Genomic DNA, 15,394 nt, shown 5'->3' on the forward strand with positions numbered 1-15,394 from the left:
TGTCCCACCGCAACATAAAGCCGGCAAACTGAACTGCTGAAGCAGAGATGGGGTCGCAAGTGACAGAACACAATAGATTTTTTTGCAAAAAATCGCTGAATACGACCAACGGGCCTGTTCTGCGGATACTTTGCAACATCGGGGACTGGCGACTAAGCTGCTTGAATGTTACATCTTGATTAAGCGCCAGATTTCCGGCAGTCAACCCATTTTGCAGGCCCATGACCCAATTTAAACTCGACCTCAGTAAATTGTTCGAATTACAGGTGTTGCTGATTGAAGCAGACCCTGATTTGTTGCATTTGTTTAAACAAATGCTGTTGAATCTGGGGATCAAGAAAATCGAAACCGCCCGGCAAATCGACGATTTAATGGCGCGGGAAACGCCGGTCAACGCCGACATCGTTTTTCTCGATTATGCCGTGGACACACAAATGACCGGCGGCGAAATTGTCGACTGGCTGGTGCTACACGGTATCCTGCCCAATCGCACACGGCTGGTACTGATGGCGCAACAAAATGAGCGCGCGCAATACGCCATCGAATACCCCTACCATCAAATCAGTTATCTGGAACGGCCCTTTAATAAAGTCACATTAGATCAGGAGCTGAAACAACAAGTGATGCTTGGTCCGTTCTTACGGCCACTGCTGACGCTGGCCGGGCTTGGCCGTTATGCCGATGCATTAAAACTGTTGTTGCACACGCAAAGCCAACCACTACCACCCGGGCTTGAGCCTGTCCTGCAGCGCCTGCGGGTCCAGCTGCTATTGGATTTACACAAATTTGATGCAGTGATCCCGCTGCTCAAAGCCCCCATCGCCGAACAGCAAGGCTGGGCACTGTGGGCGCTATATCGGGTTCGGTATGAGCGCGGCGACCTGTCGGCCTGCCAGACGTTTTTGCAGGACGGTTCAGAAGAACTGGCCCGTTATGCCCAAAGACGTGAACTGTGGCAAATTTACCTGGCACTGCAGGAACGGGATTACCCGACCGCTTTGCAGGTTGCCAATAAAATTCCGGCTGCCGGCATGTCGTGTAATCTGGTCCGGCTGGTACATCTGGTGTATTTTCTGGCCGGTGATGTAGAGCGCGCGCAGGAATTTATCGAACGAAAACGCCGGCTGGCGGTGCGTGGTGAATTATATGTGCAGCTCAGCATTGCCCAAACCCGGGCTGCGATCTGGCGCTTGCAACATAGCGCTGCAGAGCAGCAAGCCGAGTGTCAAAACCAGGTAGAGGCTTTATTGCAACAAGTCCGGCAGGATAAGGCTGCTGTGGAGTTCAGTGTTTCTGTCACGCTGCTGGACGTACATCTACGCCAATTTACCCAAGGCGCCGACAGCGCGTTGCAATTGCTGCAGGACCAGCTGCGTCAGACCGACTGGGCCAAACAACCAGTCAGCGTGTTATGCCATGCCGCTTTGGTTTATAGCAGCCTGAAACAACAGCAGACCGCGTTCGACCTGCTGTTTTATGCCGACAACCAGCTGCAGCAGATGCTGGACAACTGCCATCGAGTTTTCAGCGGCTGCCTGCATCAGCACGCTTTTGATCTGGTATTTGCCAGCGCAGCGGACAAAACCCTGGCTTATCAGCAGATAGCCAGCCGTTATCTGCAACAACAGGAATTGCTCAGTGCAGCCAAAGCGCTGCGCCGTGCCTGTCGCTATGACCCGCAAAATCCGGCGTTACGCCAGCAGCTGTATACCTTGATGCAGCAGCTCGGCATCCAGCGTTTTCGCGGTGTTAATTTGCCACAGGAACAAAAAACCAGCGGCTAAAACAGCACTTGTTCAACAAAACCGCCGTAGCCGCTGACCGGATCAAGCAACTGGATCTCCAGCACCCAGATGCCGCTACGGACCTCCCCTTCGCAGCCACCGAGCTGACCGGACGCATAGAGTTTGTGCGGAAAGTCCCCGACTCTGTGGCCTTTGATTTGGTGATTCAGCACCATGCCATGGACGGCAGCCGCATCCGCCGCCACCTGATATAAAGCAGCGCCTGAGCAGCCGGTCGCCCGCCAATGTGCGGCCACCAAATCAAACACCTGATGCACCGCTTGCTGCACTTGCTGCTGCACCGGGTTTTCGCCGAGGCAAAACGTCGCACCAACATCCGCTTCATGGCCGGCAAAGACCGGGCCTAAATCGATAAAAAAGATATCGTTGGCGCCTAAGCGGCTGTCTGGCGCTGAGGGTTCACTGTAAATTTTCGCCGTGTTGTAACCAAAGCGGATGATGGGCGGATGCCAGTGTTGTTCTGCGCCCGCCTGTTGCAGCACTGTGTTTGCGATGGCAATGGCGTCAGCTTCACTGATGCCGGGCTGCAGCCTTGCGGCAATCTGCTGCAGACAGTCCAGTGCAATCAGTTGCGCCTGTTGCATCGCTGTCAGGGAAAAACCGGCGCCAACCCGTTGTGTCGGCTGTTGTTCAAGCTGTTGATTTTCCATATTAAACCCTTACAGAACTTTGCTTTGTGCAGCTTAACCTGTACCAAGACTGCCTGCGTATTTATTTTGTTGAAATGATGTAATTTTTAGCGCCATAATCAGCTGTCAGGACTTTGCTTGTCGCTGCGAAGACTGCTTTCTATACTGTAACTCTGACTAAAAATTACAAGGGAACGAACATGGCTTTGACCATCAGCTTTGACCTGCAAGAGCAGGATTTAGATTACTTCCGCCAATTGATGCAAAAAACTGAACGGGTTGTCAGTCATCATAGCAGCGAGGAGATCCTGAACGCCGCCAAAGCATTGGCAGGCGAAGTGCAGAATCAGGTACCAGAATTTGTCGCAATCCGCTTAAAACAGCTCGAAACGCTGGTCGCGATGGTTGAAGATCAGGACTGGGATCTGACTGAAGAAGAAAAGTTAGATGTGTTATCAGCACTGGCTTATTTCAGTAAACCTGAAGATTTAATTGCCGACCATTTACCAGTGCTCGGTTTCCTCGATGACGCCATCATGATCGAACTGGTGGTTCAGTCACTGGCCGATGATTTTGAAGCTTACAGTGAATTCTGTACTTTCCGCCGTAACGAAATTGAACGTCGTGGCGCAGAAGCACAGACCAGCAAAGCTGACTGGCTGGAAACGAAGAAACAGGAATTACATTCCTGGCTGCGTCGCCGCCGCACAGAAAAGCGCAGCAGTGCTGGCGGTGGCGGTTTCCGCTCAGTGTTCTCGTTCCGTCGCTAAGCCGGATGGCCGCAAAACCAACAGCAAAAACAGCAGGCACACTGGCCTGCTTATTGGTTTTGCTCTGCCCGCCGCTCTACGGCGGGCAGGTTAAGGTTTACCAGTACACCCAGCAAAATGGCGTGATCGCCTTCAGCGATAAACCGCCCGCTGACAGCCCGTTTAAAGTACTGCGCTATGACTGCTTTGCCTGTGGTGTCCGCTCGGCTATTAATTTCAATACCACACCGCTGTTTTTACAGCATTACCACCGGGAAATTCTGACCGCAGCACAGCAATATCAGCTTGAACCCAGCCTGATCCGTGCCGTGATCCATGCAGAGTCCGGTTTTAACCCTAAAGCCCGTTCGAAAGCCGGTGCGCAGGGGTTGATGCAGCTGATGCCGGAGACGGCCAAAGAGCTTGGTGTCGGTAATGTCTGGTTGCCACAGCAGAACATTCAGGCCGGCGCTGCTTATCTGGCCAGTTTACTGCAACAGTTTAACGGCAACAGGCGACTGGCACTGGCCGCCTATAATGCTGGTCCTGGTGCCGTCAGCCGGCATGGCGGTATCCCCCCCTATGCCGAGACCAAAGCCTATCTGCAACGGGTCGATATTCTGTTACGCCGTTACCAGCAACAATCCGCCACGCTCTGATCCGCCCACTCATATTTTGTTGATTTGCTTTTAAACCAATTAAAAGCCAATGCCGACTATCTGTGTATCAGCCGTTACTGTGCATCTCGGATTTGACTAACAATTAGTGAAATGTTGCAGAGCTTTACAATACGGCGCTTTTACATAGCTGATTTTGTTCAATATTTTTTTGGCATTGGCTTTGCTTACTTGCCAGCACATTCACTCATAAGGACGCATCATGAAAAAAATAGTACCTATTATTTGTTCGCTTACCCTGTTAAATGCCTGTGTGATCCATGTCGGTGCCGACGAACCCGCCAATGTGCAAAGCCGTCAATTACAACTCAATGCCAACAGCCTGCAACAACTGGTCGCCGAGACCGAAGCCGGTGATCTGCAGATCATTGGTGAAAAAGGCCGCGAACAAATTGAGGTGGAAGCGCGCATCCGTTACGACGACATCAGCCAGCTGGAATTGACGCTCGAAGCCAAAGGCGACGCCGCCGTGCTGATTGCCCGCAACAAAGAAAACGTTTCTTTTGGTTATGTAAATAACGCATACGTGGATTTAGTAGTAAGGGTACCCGAGCGGTTTGCGCTGAAACTGGAAGATGGCTCCGGTGATACCCGTATTGAGCAGTTAACTGGCGATCTGCTGATTACGGATGGCTCGGGCGATCTGCATGTGACCGGCGGCCGTAAGGTCAGTATTGAAGACGGATCTGGTAATTTGGCGCTGTCCGGCGCCAGCGGCAATGTCAGTATTGACGACGGTTCCGGCGATATCCGTGTCGTGCAGGTGGCTGGTGATCTGACCCTGACCGACGGTTCAGGCGATGCGGACATCAGCCAGGTACAAGGCACGGTCAAAGTTGAAGATGGCTCCGGTGATATCCGGGTGGCCCAGGCCGGTGGTTTGGATGTCGAAGATGACGGTTCAGGTGAACTGAGTTATCAGCAGATCTCAGGCCGGATCTCGGTACCGGATGATAAACAACGCGAATAATTCGCAGCGACAACATCTACAGCAGAACGGGGCCAGAGCCCCGTTTTGTTTTCCGCCAGAATACCCTTCAAAACACCCGTCAAAATAACGCGGCGAACTTTTCCTGTAGCAGAGGCTTCAGGGCAAAAGTGATAAGTTTGCCGGCCTGCTCCAGAAACGCGATTTGACTGGCATTCCACTGCATCATGCTGCCCACCTGTTCACAACAAAATACACCAACCAACTGGCCGTTATAGCGAATGCCGACATCGAGCAGCGACATAATGTCATTGGGTTCAAAATAAGCTTCGTTGAAACAAGACGTTGCCGGATGATTCGCGGCATCAGCCGCATTAATGCCACCGTCAACGCGCATGGCTTCAAAATAAGGCGCAAAATCATCTTCATGCAGCGCAATGCCCTGATAGTGCGCATTCTCATTACTGTCGTATAAATCCACGGCAATAATTTCGCTGAGCAGCGAGTCCGAATACAGCCACAAACTGGCACGGGAGCAATGCAATTGTTTGGTGATGGTTTCAGTCAGCTGGCGGTAAAAAGCTTCCGCCGTGATTTGTTGATCTTTAAACGCCTTAATCAGCAGTAACAGCGCTGTTTGGTCGAGCATAAAGTCTCCTGCAGACAAGCTCCGCTGCCGTTCAGCGGAGTTGTTTCAGTTATAGCCCTGGATAACGCAATTGTCAGGCGACACTATCGCATTATGGTCGCAGCAATATCGCAGCGTCTGCGCAGACGTCAATCGGCTGAACTTATTGCTGCTGGCGATACCATTCGCCGAGAATCAGGCTTGCCGCTACGCTGACATTGAGCGATTCTACTTTGCCGGTGCCGGGGATTTGCAAAGCAATTTCAGCGCTGTTGGCGACGGCTTTGGACACGCCCTGCATTTCTTCACCAAATACCACTACGACTTTTTTCGGCAGCTTACTTTGATACAAAGACACTCCGGCATGGCTCGAAGTGGTAATTAAGGTATAACCGGCCTCTTTGCACAGCTTTAATGCCAGCGGCAGATGGTCAGTTTGCAGCGCTTCAACAAATTCTAATCCGCCTTCAGCAGTGCGCGCGGCAGCGCCGGATTGCAGCGCTTCCGGCGCGTTCAAAATAATACCGCTGACACCAAAATGCGCACAGCTGCGGGCGATGGCGCCGAGGTTATGCGGATTGCCAACGCCATCAAGCGCCAATAAACAATCCTGTGTTTTTTTGCGATGTAACGTCAGATAACTGGCGATCGACATCGACTCGCGTTTTTTCACCACCAGGATCACACCACCGTGATGCTGACTGCCGCTGATTTTTTCCAGTTCGGCATTATCAACAATATGATAAGCCCGTTTGTTTGCTGCCAGATACTTCATCACATCGGCAAAGCGCGGCGCATAATCGGCATGCAGATACATTTTGATCACGGCGTCTGGTCTTTGGCTGAAACAAACCCGGCAGGCGTTTTCACCTAAGACCCGGCTTTCCTGTTGGCCTTGTTGTTTCAGTTGCGTCGCTGACATTGGCTGGTTCTGACGTGGCGGGCTTTGATGCGGGGCTGAAGTTTGCTGCGGCTTTTCCGCGCGCGGCTTAGCGGCTTTTGCTGCGGTTGCTGAGCCTTTGCCTTTCCACGGTTTTTCTAATAACGACGGCTCGCCGTCACGTGAGCGCGGCTGGCGGGCGGAGGAAGCTGGTTTTTTCGGCGGATATGCCACGATGTCGGTCCTGTCACTGACGGGCCTGTGGCCCGGAATTGCCTGCAGTTTACCGCAAAACCGCGCAGTATCGAAGAAAGACTTGAGTTTGTGCCCGGCTGCAGTAAGCTGACGCGCAGTTTGCGCCGTTTCGGAATATTTATGCTCAGTTACCGTCACAGTTTTCATGCCGGCAATCATGCCGATGTGATCAAACATCTGGTAGAAGTCGCTATCCTGATGTATTTAAAGAAAAAAGATAAGCCATTTTGCTATCACGACACCCACGCTGGTGCGGGTTTATATAGCCTCGACAGTGCACAGGCGCAAAAAACCGGTGAATATCAGACCGGCATTGGCAAGTTGTTTGGCTATCAGGCCAGTAGCCCGGCATTACAAACTTATCTGGATCTGGTGCGTGAGCTGAATCCGGATGGTCAGCTGCAGTTTTATCCCGGCTCGCCCGGCATTGCGCGGCTGATGTTGCGCGACGGCGACAGTATTCAGGCGACCGAATTGCATCCGGCGGATTTTCCGTTATTACAAACCCAGTTCCAGGGCCGCCGGCATTGCCGCATTGAAAAAATGGACGCTTATGCTGGTCTGCGCGCTATGTTACCGCCATTGCATAAACGCGGCCTGGTGTTGATTGACCCGCCTTATGAGCTGAAAACCGAATATCAGGATCTGGTTAAAGGCTTGCAACAAGGCGTGCAGCGCTTTCCGCAAGGTACTTTTGCCATCTGGTATCCGGTGATTGAACGCGCCAGTATTGAAGCGGTGATTGATGCGATTGTCGGCACCGGCATCCGCAATCAATTGCGGATTGAACTATGCCCACTACCAGACAGCAGCGGTTTTGGCATGACCGGCAGCGGTATGCTGGTGATCAACCCGCCCTACACCCTCGCCGCTGAAATGAAAGATGCACTGAGCGAGTTAGCCCCCTTGCTGGGGCCTTCGGTGCAATGGACAGTCCGCCAGCTGGTGGAGGAATAATGCGTTTGCGGCTTTTGATTGGACTGATGTTGTTGTGGCTACCGGCCAAAGCGCTGGCCTTTGGCAGCATCGGCCATCAGCAAGTGTGCAGTCTGGCCTATCAGCTGGTAAAACCGGGCACCCGCCACCAAATTGACCAGCTGCTTGTGCTTGGGCCTGCACAGACCTTTGCTCAGGGTTGTGTCTGGCCGGACGACGCGCGGCGCGAGCCGGTTTATCAGTTCACGACCCCCTTCCACTATCTGAATGTCGCGCGCCGGCAATCGCAGGTAAAACCAGCAGACTGCGCCGCCAACGGCTGTTTATTCAGCGCGCTTAAACACTATGCGGCGCTGTTAAAACAACCCGGACAAAGTCGGCAGCGCGCCGAGGCTTTGTTGTTTTACAGTCATTTTATCGCCGACCTGCACCAGCCACTGCATGTCAGTTATGCCGACGATTTGGGCGGCAATAAAACGGCGGTTTATTATTTTGGTAAACCGTCCAATCTGCATGGTATCTGGGACACGGCGATGCTGAAAAGTCTCGGTTATGCCGACAATCAGCAATTGGCTGCCGGCAAACTGGCGGCGCTGCCGCAGGGCACAGTCCGGCAGTGGCAAAGCGGACAGCCGCTGGTGTGGGCGCAGCAATCGCTGACGCAAACCCGTCGGGTTTATCAGGGCTATAAGCCTGGTATGTTGTTCAGTCAGCCGGAACTGGACCGTGACGGCCCGCTGATTGAAACTCGTCTGCTACAGGCTGCAGTGCGCTTAGCCTGGCAGCTGGATCAATTGCTGCAACCCGCCGCCGGCAACTGAAGCTGCGCTAGCCAGTGCAGCATCTGTTGCTGTAAGCCATCGCCAAAGCGATGGCCTTGTCCCTTTGCTATCACTAATTCCGGCGCTGTGACACCACAGTGCTGGTAGTGGCTTTTCAGCTGTTGAAACGCCATATTCACCTGCGCCGGCGGCATCAAAGGGTCCTGTTCGCCGTGTAGCAATAACAGCGGTTTAGGCGCTGCCAGCGCGGCGATATCGGGCAAATCCAACTGCCGGTAAAGCCCTGGGTGGATCATGTAAAAAGCGGTCTGACCGCGGCTGAAATTATTATTCGGTTCACGCAAAAACTGCAGACTGTTAAACCAGCTGACACTGACTGCGGCATTCACATCGGCGGACAAAGCCGCCAACTGCCAGGCGCGAAATCCTCCCATTGAAAAGCCAACAGCAGCTATGCCCGTCACGCCGGGTTGGCGGGCTAAGAAGGCCGCCGCAGCTTCATCTTCCCGCGCCATCAGGCCGGCAAGACTCACCCCCTGCGCCTGTAAATTGGCCGCCAGCTGTTGCTGCTCGGCATACTGAATAGGTCCGCGCGCGCCAAACCCAGGTGCATCCGCCAGCAACACCAGATACCCTTGTGCCCGCAACAGTTCAGCGATAGCCACACCATCAAAATATTTTTGTTGCCACCCGCTTACCAATTCAGGCTGGCCGCTTAGCCCGGGTGGTAACCATTTGTCTTTGCCGATGCGAAATTCGGCACCATGGTCATGCAGCAGAATCACCGCGTTGATTGCGCCCTGACGCAACTTGGCTGGCTTATACAGATACAGGTCCAGCGGCTGCCAGAGCAGCAAGCGCCACTGTTCAAAGTTCGTATTGCCGGCAGGATTGAGCCGTGTTGCGGCAGCGATCAAGGCCGGGTCTGCCGGCGGCAGTAACAAGGCATCATTGAGCAGATTTTTCGCCTGTTGCTGCCAAAGCGCAAAATTACCCGCTTTAGGCGCGACAGCGCTTGCAGACGGCGCAGGCAAGCGCAAATCAGGCGCCAGTAGTGCTGCAGAACTGGATTTCAATTCAGCATTCACCGTGCTATTGGCTTGAACCGGCGTGAAAGCAGACAGCACCGCTATCAACCACAGCAGCAGCCAATATTGACGAGGCGAGAAAAAAATGCGGGAGACAGTCAAATCACAAAAAAGCAGCGTGTTGTGTAGCGTCTTGTGTAGCGTCTTGTGTAACGTGTTGTGCAGCATGATGCCAGCATTGTCAGAACTCAGATAAAGCTGAGCTTGCCAAAAACTGCTTTTGAACACCAGTAAATTTTACCACCGATAGACAGATTATGTTTTCGCCAACAAAATCCAACCGGCTTTATCGGGTGGCAGCAATCCAGGCAGCCACCAGATCGCAATCAGCTGCAGCCAATAAAGTGCAGCTGTCTTCTGGCAACACCAACACATCACCGCATGCCAACGAATACTGCTGTGCGCCACTTTGTATTTGGATTTGCTGGCCTTGACTCAACCCATCGGCATAAATCAGCCACCAGCCGCTGGCGACTGTCTGTAAAAACGCAGGTTGATTTGCCTGCATGCGCAGCGCCCGCAGCCCACCTTGCAGGCCAGCCGACAACATTAAATTAATGTCACGCACAGGGCCATCGAGCAGTGTTGCTTCCGTTGACGCAGCACCGGCAAAACCAGCCTGATGCTGCACACTGCAAAGCTGCATCCGATGTTGTGGTGCACCTGGCGCAGTCACTCTGAGCTCAAGACCCGCACCACTGCGGATTGCCAGATATCGCTGGTAACCATCGAAGGTGGTAAAAGGGCCTGATTGCAGGACTGTCGCAGTGCTGAAACGCCAGTGAAAATCCCGGGCGGCGACGGTTGCACCGGCCGGCGCAATCGCCAGTTGCCGGGTTTCGCCACCAGCCCACTGCGTCACCAGCTGCTCAGACGCTGGAATAACCTGAGCGCAGGCTGGCTTAGCGTTAGCAGTCAGATTAACCATTTACTGCCCACGCCATTGGGCATGGCACAGCGCATCGTGTTTTTCCCGGCTGAGCAAAATACGCGCTAACACCAGATCAGCGGCGCCATCGCTGCCGCTAAGGCCAATCAACGCTTCGAGATGTAACTCAGGGTCAAGCTCAGCGCCAATCAGTTCCAGCCAGTCTTCGCCGGCCGGCACTAAATCCACATAAGCCCGGCTTTCATAATGTTGCTGATACAGCGCGTAGTCCTCAGCACTCAGATTCTCACTGGCCAGTTCTTCAAAAATCGCAAACGCATGGTCACAAAGTTCGTCCATCGACCAAAGTTCTAAGCTGTCTGACATCACAAGTCCCCGTAAATTTAGAGGCCCGCAGTATATCTCAGCGCGCCGCTGCCGTCTTGAGGCCCACACGGGCTTTTACATAACGTTTGTTGTACCAGAAGGTTGCGGCAATGCCCAACACTGAAGGTAATACCCAGCTGACCAGTTGCAGCTCCGGGCTGAAATCCAGCACTTTGCGGCCACCGAAGGCAAAAAAGGCGGTAAAGATGGCGATACCTGAGGCCAGCATATTGCCGATATGTTCTTTCAGTACGGTCGATTTTTCCACACTGGCTCTATGGATGTACCGCAGACACCCGATGCTGCTAAAGAGCGCAATAGCGCCGAAAATTTGTCCCAATACAAACTGGCGTGGTACGGCCTGCCATAAAGTCCAGATAGCGTAGCCAAAGGTGATTAGCACTAAAGCCCGATGCGACCAATGTTTGAGCGCAAGACGCTGTGGCCCGGCCTGCAAAGCCAATAAACCCTGGCGTAGATTCATCAGCGCCAGCAAACACAGCAACAGTAAAAACCCAGACATCAGCCGCACCCGCTCAGCAAACAGCTGCGGGTCCTGACCAACACGCAAATCGGCGGCCTTGACCACCAGCGGTGCCGACAGCACCAGCGCGCACATCAAAATACCGGCGCCGCAAATCAGATACATCAGCGTGCTGTACCAGTGACCGCTGCGCACATGCCAGGGACTGCCTTTTTTTGCCAGCATCGGCCCCCAAAACACACACAAGGCCAATGCGCCACAAACCACATGTAAAACTAATAAAAACTGATGCAACATTTGCATGAAAAGCCTCCGGGCGCTCTGATTTCAACTGAAACCAGCATGCGGCCTTTGCGCGAGCCGGCACAGTGCCAGAAGTCACTTTCGGCACTATGACTTCTGGCCTATTGCTGGCACAGGCAAGCCTCGCGCATACTGCAAGACCTCTGAAGACCCGACCTGAGCAAAAAAGACTGATGACTGACTCCGCGGCTCCCCTGCCAACGCCAACGCCAACGCCAACGCCAACGCCAACGCCGGCCAGCGTGCATCCGGCGCGCTGGCTGCACAAAGAAAACCTGGCGGCAGTGCTGAGCTGGCTGGTGTTTGCTTATATCCAGCAAAGCACGGCCATGCAGCTGTATGGCAACTGGCATCCGCTCAGCCTGTTGTGCGCAGCCAGTTTATTGTTGTTTATCGGTTTGTTTTTTTATTGTCAGTCCTGCGAAGAACATTCCACGCCCTGGGTTGCACTGGTCACGATGTGGGCCGCGCTGACAACAACCGCAGTGCTGGCGCCGAATGGCTTTGCCGCCGGTCTTGGTGTGTTGTGGTGCTGTCTGCTGCCCTGGTTTGTACCGGCACGCTGGTTGTATCTGATGATCCTGCCGGCCTTATTGCCGGTGCTGATTATGCAGGCGCTGGATGGTTTACGGCTTGGTGAAGGCCTGATGATTCTGGTCTGCGGCACTTTTCAGTTTTTTGCCATGTTTGCGATGAGTAAAGCGCGGGAAGAAAAGCTCGCCAGGGAGGCCTTAGCCCACACCCATCAGGCGTTATTAGCCGCCCAGTCACAACTGGCGACCCAAGCTGCGGATGCGGAACGGCTGCGCATTGCCCGCGATTTACATGACAGTCTGGGTCATCACCTGACCGCTTTAGTCATTCAGCTGCAGGTCGCCGGCTACCAAAGCAGTCAGCTAAGCGCAGCCGGTACTACCAATGACACCGCACAACAGGCACTGACCGGGCACATTCAGCATTGCCATGAGCTGGCGAAACAACTGCTGCAAGAAATTCGTCACACCGTGTCACAACTACGCGAACCGGCGTCGCCACAACTGGCGCCGCAGCTCAAAGCGCTGGCGCAGAATGTGCCGCAGCTGCAGCTGGACCTGCAGATCCCGCCCGGTTTACCGGCAGACCCCTTATCTACCGCCCTGCTATTTCGGGTCAGCCAGGAAGCCATCACCAACACAGTGCGCCACAGTGGCGCCAACAAGGCCGAATTACAATTGTGGCAACACCGGGACCAGCTCTGTTACCGCTATCGCGACAATGGCCAGCTTCCGCAATGGCCGCTGATGGAGGGCAATGGCCTGACCGGCATGCGCGAACGCATTGAACAGGCCGGCGGTCGTTTGCTGCTGTCTAATCCCGAGCACCAGCTGCAGATTGATATTGAATTGCCGGCGGTAGCGTCATGAGTATCCGGCTGATTGTTATCGACGACCAAACCTTAGTCCGCCAGGGCATTATCAGCTTACTGCAGCTTGACGCCGAGATCGAAGTCGTAGCTCAGGCCGGTGATGGCAGCGAAGTCGTCACGCTGGTGCAACAATTTCAGCCAGACCTGCTGCTGATGGATATCCGCATGCCGCAGGTCAGTGGCATTGATGCGCTGCATTTACTGCAGCAGGCCGGACTGCGCGTACCGGTACTGATGCTGACCACTTTTGATGATCATCAGCAGGTACTGACGGCGATGCTGGCCGGTGCCCGTGGTTATCTGCTCAAAGATGTCGCGCTGGATGTGCTGCTGCAGGCGATCCGCACTGTTGCCGCCGGTGGCTCGCTGTTGCAACCGGCGCTGACCGACCGTATCCTGCAGGCCCGTCAGGGTGCGGCCACGCCGCAAGATACTGAAACGCTGTCGCCAAAAGAGCTGGAAGTACTGCGCTTACTGGCGGCCGGTTTCAGCAACCGCGAGATCGCCGCCTCAGTGTTTAAATCCGAAGGCACGGTAAAAAATCAGGTCTCGGCCATTTTAAGTAAACTCGGCGTGCGCGACAGAACCAAGGCGGTACTGAAAGCTATAGATCTGGGCTTACTCCACTAAATTCTGGGAAAAATCATCATGCAACAACAACTTGCCCTCGTCAGCCTGCTCGTGCGCGACTACGACGAGGCCATTGCTTTTTACTGCAACAAGTTAGGCTTTCGGCTGATAGAAGACACACCACAAGGGAAAAAACGCTGGGTCGTCGTCGCACCGCAAGGCGACAGTGGTTCGGCACTGTTGCTGGCGCGCGCCAGTGATGCGGAGCAACAGGCCATGATTGGCCGTCAGGGCGCCGGGCGGGTTTGGTTGTTTTTACAAACCGATGATTTTGAACGCGATTACCAACGCATGGCTGCCACTGGAGTGCAGTTTCAGGAAGCGCCGCGCTATGAACCTTACGGCACAGTCGTCGTGTTTGCCGACCTCTATGGCAACCTGTGGGATTTAATCGAACGAAAAAATACCTGATATTTTTCTGACAAATCATCCAGCTGACTTGGGTTAGTCATATTCCTGCTCCTACACTGTTTAAGCCGGTAGATATCTACCGGTACAGGCATCCAACAACAGGCATCCAACAAGGAGTGGTGTGATGGTTGAGTCGGAACTAATTCAGGTACGTCATTTATTTCGTCAGCCCCCAACAAAAGTATTTGACCACTGGCTGGCTGAGCATCGGGCCGGCCGCTGGATGTTTGCCACGCCACAAGGCCGGATGCACCATCTGCAGCTGGAGTTCACACCAAACCAGCAGTTTCGGGTCATTGAGCAATCAGACGGACGCCATTGGGTCCATACCGCCGAATATCATCAAATGCTGCGCCCGCACCTGCTGCTGTTCAGTTGCAGCACCAGCGCGACGGCCAGCTGCACACAGCCTGGTCTCGGTGAACCAGACATGGTGCAGTTACAATTCCAGCCACATCCGCTTGGCTGCGAACTGGTGCTGAGCCACCAGACCTCAGCGCAATGGGCATTGTGTCGTCAGCAATTAATTGAAGGCTGGACGCATATTTTTGCCAGCCTGATGGCCGAACTGAATGACCTGGAATATCAGCCCGGTGAGATCCTGAATTAAGTGCGGCAAATTGACCGCTTGGTTATAATCGCCGCCTTTAGCCGCCAGTCCCGGAGTTCTGATGTATCGTTGCCCGCTTTGCCGTGAAGTATTAAGTCTGCAGACCAACGCCTGGCGGTGTACAAATGGTCATCAGTTTGATATCGCGCGGGAAGGTTATGTCAATTTACTGCCGGTGCAACACAAGAAGTCGCTGGATCCGGGCGATAACGCCGAGATGATCCAGGCGCGCCGGGCTTTTTTAGATGCCGGTCATTATCAGTTTTTATCAGACGCTATTAATCAGCAGCTGGCTGGCGTGCTGCAAAGTACAGATGCTTTATTGGACCTTGGTTGTGGCGAAGGCTATTACAGTGCCAGAGTCGCGTCAGCCCTGAACGGGGTTCAGGTCTATGGTCTGGATATTTCTAAAACCGCAGTAAGATATGCCAGCAAACGTTATCAAAACCTGCATTGTTGTGTCGCCAGCAGTTATGCCCTGCCATTTGCTGACGCTGTTTTTGCCGGATTACTGCGGATCTATGCGCCGTCTGACGCCGGCGAGATGGCACGGGTGCTGCGGCCCGGCGGTTATCTGCTGACAGTCAGCCCGGCACCGGAACATCTGCGACAATTCAAACAACAGGCTTACGCCACAGTGCGGCTGCACCCGGACAGCATCAAAGCAGAAACGGGTTTCAGTCATATACAGCGCCAACGTCTGCAATCGTTATGGCAGGCACCTGATGCCGCAACCATGCTGCAGCTGATTGAAATGACGCCATTGGCTTACAAACTGAACGCCGCCATGCGGGAGGTTTTGTGTCAGCAACTGCCGGCCATTCAATTAGATTTTTATCTCGATTTGTATCAGAAAGACTAACTGCGGTGGCGTGACATTCAAGCTGACAACACAGCAATCAGGCGCCGTCTTCCAGAGGAATTTGCCGGCGCCTGCAA

The 15,394-nt window shown here is 53.8% G+C and carries 18 protein-coding genes; 11 read left to right on the top strand and 7 right to left on the bottom strand.

What is annotated here, in order from left to right:
- Positions 1–221 precede the first annotated feature (221 nt).
- Entirely contained in the window at positions 222–1,784 is a 1,563-nt protein-coding gene (locus ABNT34_RS05075) for a hypothetical protein (RefSeq protein ID WP_348729406.1), read from the top strand.
- Here the strand turns inward: ABNT34_RS05075 and ABNT34_RS05080 are convergent.
- Positions 1,781–2,455: a M24 family metallopeptidase gene (locus ABNT34_RS05080; protein WP_348729408.1), complete on the bottom strand. Its 675-nt coding sequence runs from the start codon at positions 2,453–2,455 to the stop codon at positions 1,781–1,783. The two genes, ABNT34_RS05075 and ABNT34_RS05080, sit on opposite strands and share 4 nt — an antisense overlap.
- Before the next feature lie 179 nt (positions 2,456–2,634).
- Between ABNT34_RS05080 and ABNT34_RS05085 the strand changes: the two genes are divergently transcribed.
- The 3 genes from ABNT34_RS05085 (at position 2,635) to ABNT34_RS05095 (ending at position 4,830) form a co-directional block, all read left to right on the top strand.
- The gene (locus ABNT34_RS05085; protein ID WP_348729410.1) at positions 2,635–3,204 is read left to right on the top strand and encodes a YkvA family protein; all 570 of its coding nucleotides are present in this window, start codon (positions 2,635–2,637) and stop codon (positions 3,202–3,204) included.
- A gap of 5 nt (positions 3,205–3,209) precedes the next feature.
- Positions 3,210–3,842 (top strand): lytic transglycosylase domain-containing protein, encoded by a 633-nt coding sequence (locus ABNT34_RS05090; protein ID WP_348729412.1) that lies wholly within the window; start codon positions 3,210–3,212, stop codon positions 3,840–3,842.
- A 220-nt stretch (positions 3,843–4,062) separates the two neighbouring features.
- Positions 4,063–4,830 (top strand): DUF4097 family beta strand repeat-containing protein, encoded by a 768-nt coding sequence (locus tag ABNT34_RS05095; protein WP_348729414.1) that lies wholly within the window; start codon positions 4,063–4,065, stop codon positions 4,828–4,830.
- Between the two features lie 79 nt (positions 4,831–4,909).
- On the opposite strand, the gene ABNT34_RS05100 is transcribed toward ABNT34_RS05095, so the two are convergent.
- The gene (locus tag ABNT34_RS05100) at positions 4,910–5,437 is read right to left on the bottom strand and encodes a GAF domain-containing protein (RefSeq protein ID WP_348729416.1); all 528 of its coding nucleotides are present in this window, start codon (positions 5,435–5,437) and stop codon (positions 4,910–4,912) included.
- A 142-nt stretch (positions 5,438–5,579) separates the two neighbouring features.
- Positions 5,580–6,698 carry a tRNA/rRNA methyltransferase gene (locus ABNT34_RS05105; RefSeq protein WP_348729418.1) on the bottom strand — a complete coding sequence of 373 codons (1,119 nt, stop codon included), beginning with the start codon at positions 6,696–6,698 and terminating at the stop codon, positions 5,580–5,582.
- Here ABNT34_RS05105 and rlmJ point away from each other — a divergent pair.
- Complete coding sequence (gene rlmJ / locus ABNT34_RS05110; protein WP_348729419.1) at positions 6,672–7,508, top strand: 23S rRNA (adenine(2030)-N(6))-methyltransferase RlmJ; 837 nt, start codon at positions 6,672–6,674, stop codon at positions 7,506–7,508. The two genes, ABNT34_RS05105 and rlmJ, sit on opposite strands and share 27 nt — an antisense overlap.
- Positions 7,508–8,308 (top strand): S1/P1 nuclease, encoded by an 801-nt coding sequence (locus tag ABNT34_RS05115; RefSeq protein ID WP_348729421.1) that lies wholly within the window; start codon positions 7,508–7,510, stop codon positions 8,306–8,308. Before rlmJ ends, ABNT34_RS05115 begins: the two co-directional genes overlap by 1 nt.
- On the opposite strand, the gene ABNT34_RS05120 is transcribed toward ABNT34_RS05115, so the two are convergent.
- From ABNT34_RS05120 to ABNT34_RS05135, 4 genes are all read right to left on the bottom strand, one after another.
- A complete protein-coding gene (locus tag ABNT34_RS05120; RefSeq protein WP_348729423.1) occupies positions 8,278–9,345 on the bottom strand; it encodes a dienelactone hydrolase family protein in 1,068 nt (355 codons plus the stop codon). The two genes, ABNT34_RS05115 and ABNT34_RS05120, sit on opposite strands and share 31 nt — an antisense overlap.
- Positions 9,346–9,643: 298 nt before the next feature.
- Entirely contained in the window at positions 9,644–10,285 is a 642-nt protein-coding gene (locus ABNT34_RS05125) for a HutD family protein (protein ID WP_348729425.1), read from the bottom strand.
- Complete coding sequence (locus ABNT34_RS05130; protein WP_348729427.1) at positions 10,286–10,612, bottom strand: DUF440 family protein; 327 nt, start codon at positions 10,610–10,612, stop codon at positions 10,286–10,288.
- A 37-nt stretch (positions 10,613–10,649) separates the two neighbouring features.
- Positions 10,650–11,399 (bottom strand): hypothetical protein, encoded by a 750-nt coding sequence (locus tag ABNT34_RS05135; protein WP_348729428.1) that lies wholly within the window; start codon positions 11,397–11,399, stop codon positions 10,650–10,652.
- A 173-nt stretch (positions 11,400–11,572) separates the two neighbouring features.
- On the opposite strand from ABNT34_RS05135, the gene ABNT34_RS05140 reads away from it, so the two are divergent.
- From ABNT34_RS05140 to rlmA, 5 genes are all read left to right on the top strand, one after another.
- Positions 11,573–12,802 carry a sensor histidine kinase gene (locus ABNT34_RS05140; RefSeq protein WP_348729430.1) on the top strand — a complete coding sequence of 410 codons (1,230 nt, stop codon included), beginning with the start codon at positions 11,573–11,575 and terminating at the stop codon, positions 12,800–12,802.
- The gene (locus ABNT34_RS05145; RefSeq protein WP_348729432.1) at positions 12,799–13,434 is read left to right on the top strand and encodes a response regulator transcription factor; all 636 of its coding nucleotides are present in this window, start codon (positions 12,799–12,801) and stop codon (positions 13,432–13,434) included. Before ABNT34_RS05140 ends, ABNT34_RS05145 begins: the two co-directional genes overlap by 4 nt.
- 18 nt (positions 13,435–13,452) lie before the next feature.
- Positions 13,453–13,845, top strand: coding sequence for a VOC family protein (locus tag ABNT34_RS05150; RefSeq protein WP_348729434.1), 393 nt, complete (start codon positions 13,453–13,455; stop codon positions 13,843–13,845).
- A 124-nt stretch (positions 13,846–13,969) separates the two neighbouring features.
- Entirely contained in the window at positions 13,970–14,455 is a 486-nt protein-coding gene (locus ABNT34_RS05155) for an SRPBCC domain-containing protein (RefSeq protein WP_348729435.1), read from the top strand.
- A gap of 61 nt (positions 14,456–14,516) precedes the next feature.
- On the top strand, positions 14,517–15,317 hold the full coding sequence (gene rlmA, locus ABNT34_RS05160; RefSeq protein ID WP_348729437.1) for a 23S rRNA (guanine(745)-N(1))-methyltransferase: 801 nt from the start codon (positions 14,517–14,519) through the stop codon (positions 15,315–15,317).
- Positions 15,318–15,394 lie beyond the last annotated feature (77 nt).

The sequence above is a fragment of the Rheinheimera texasensis genome (assembly GCF_964031785.1).
Classification (GTDB): domain Bacteria; phylum Pseudomonadota; class Gammaproteobacteria; order Enterobacterales; family Alteromonadaceae; genus Pararheinheimera; species Pararheinheimera texasensis_A.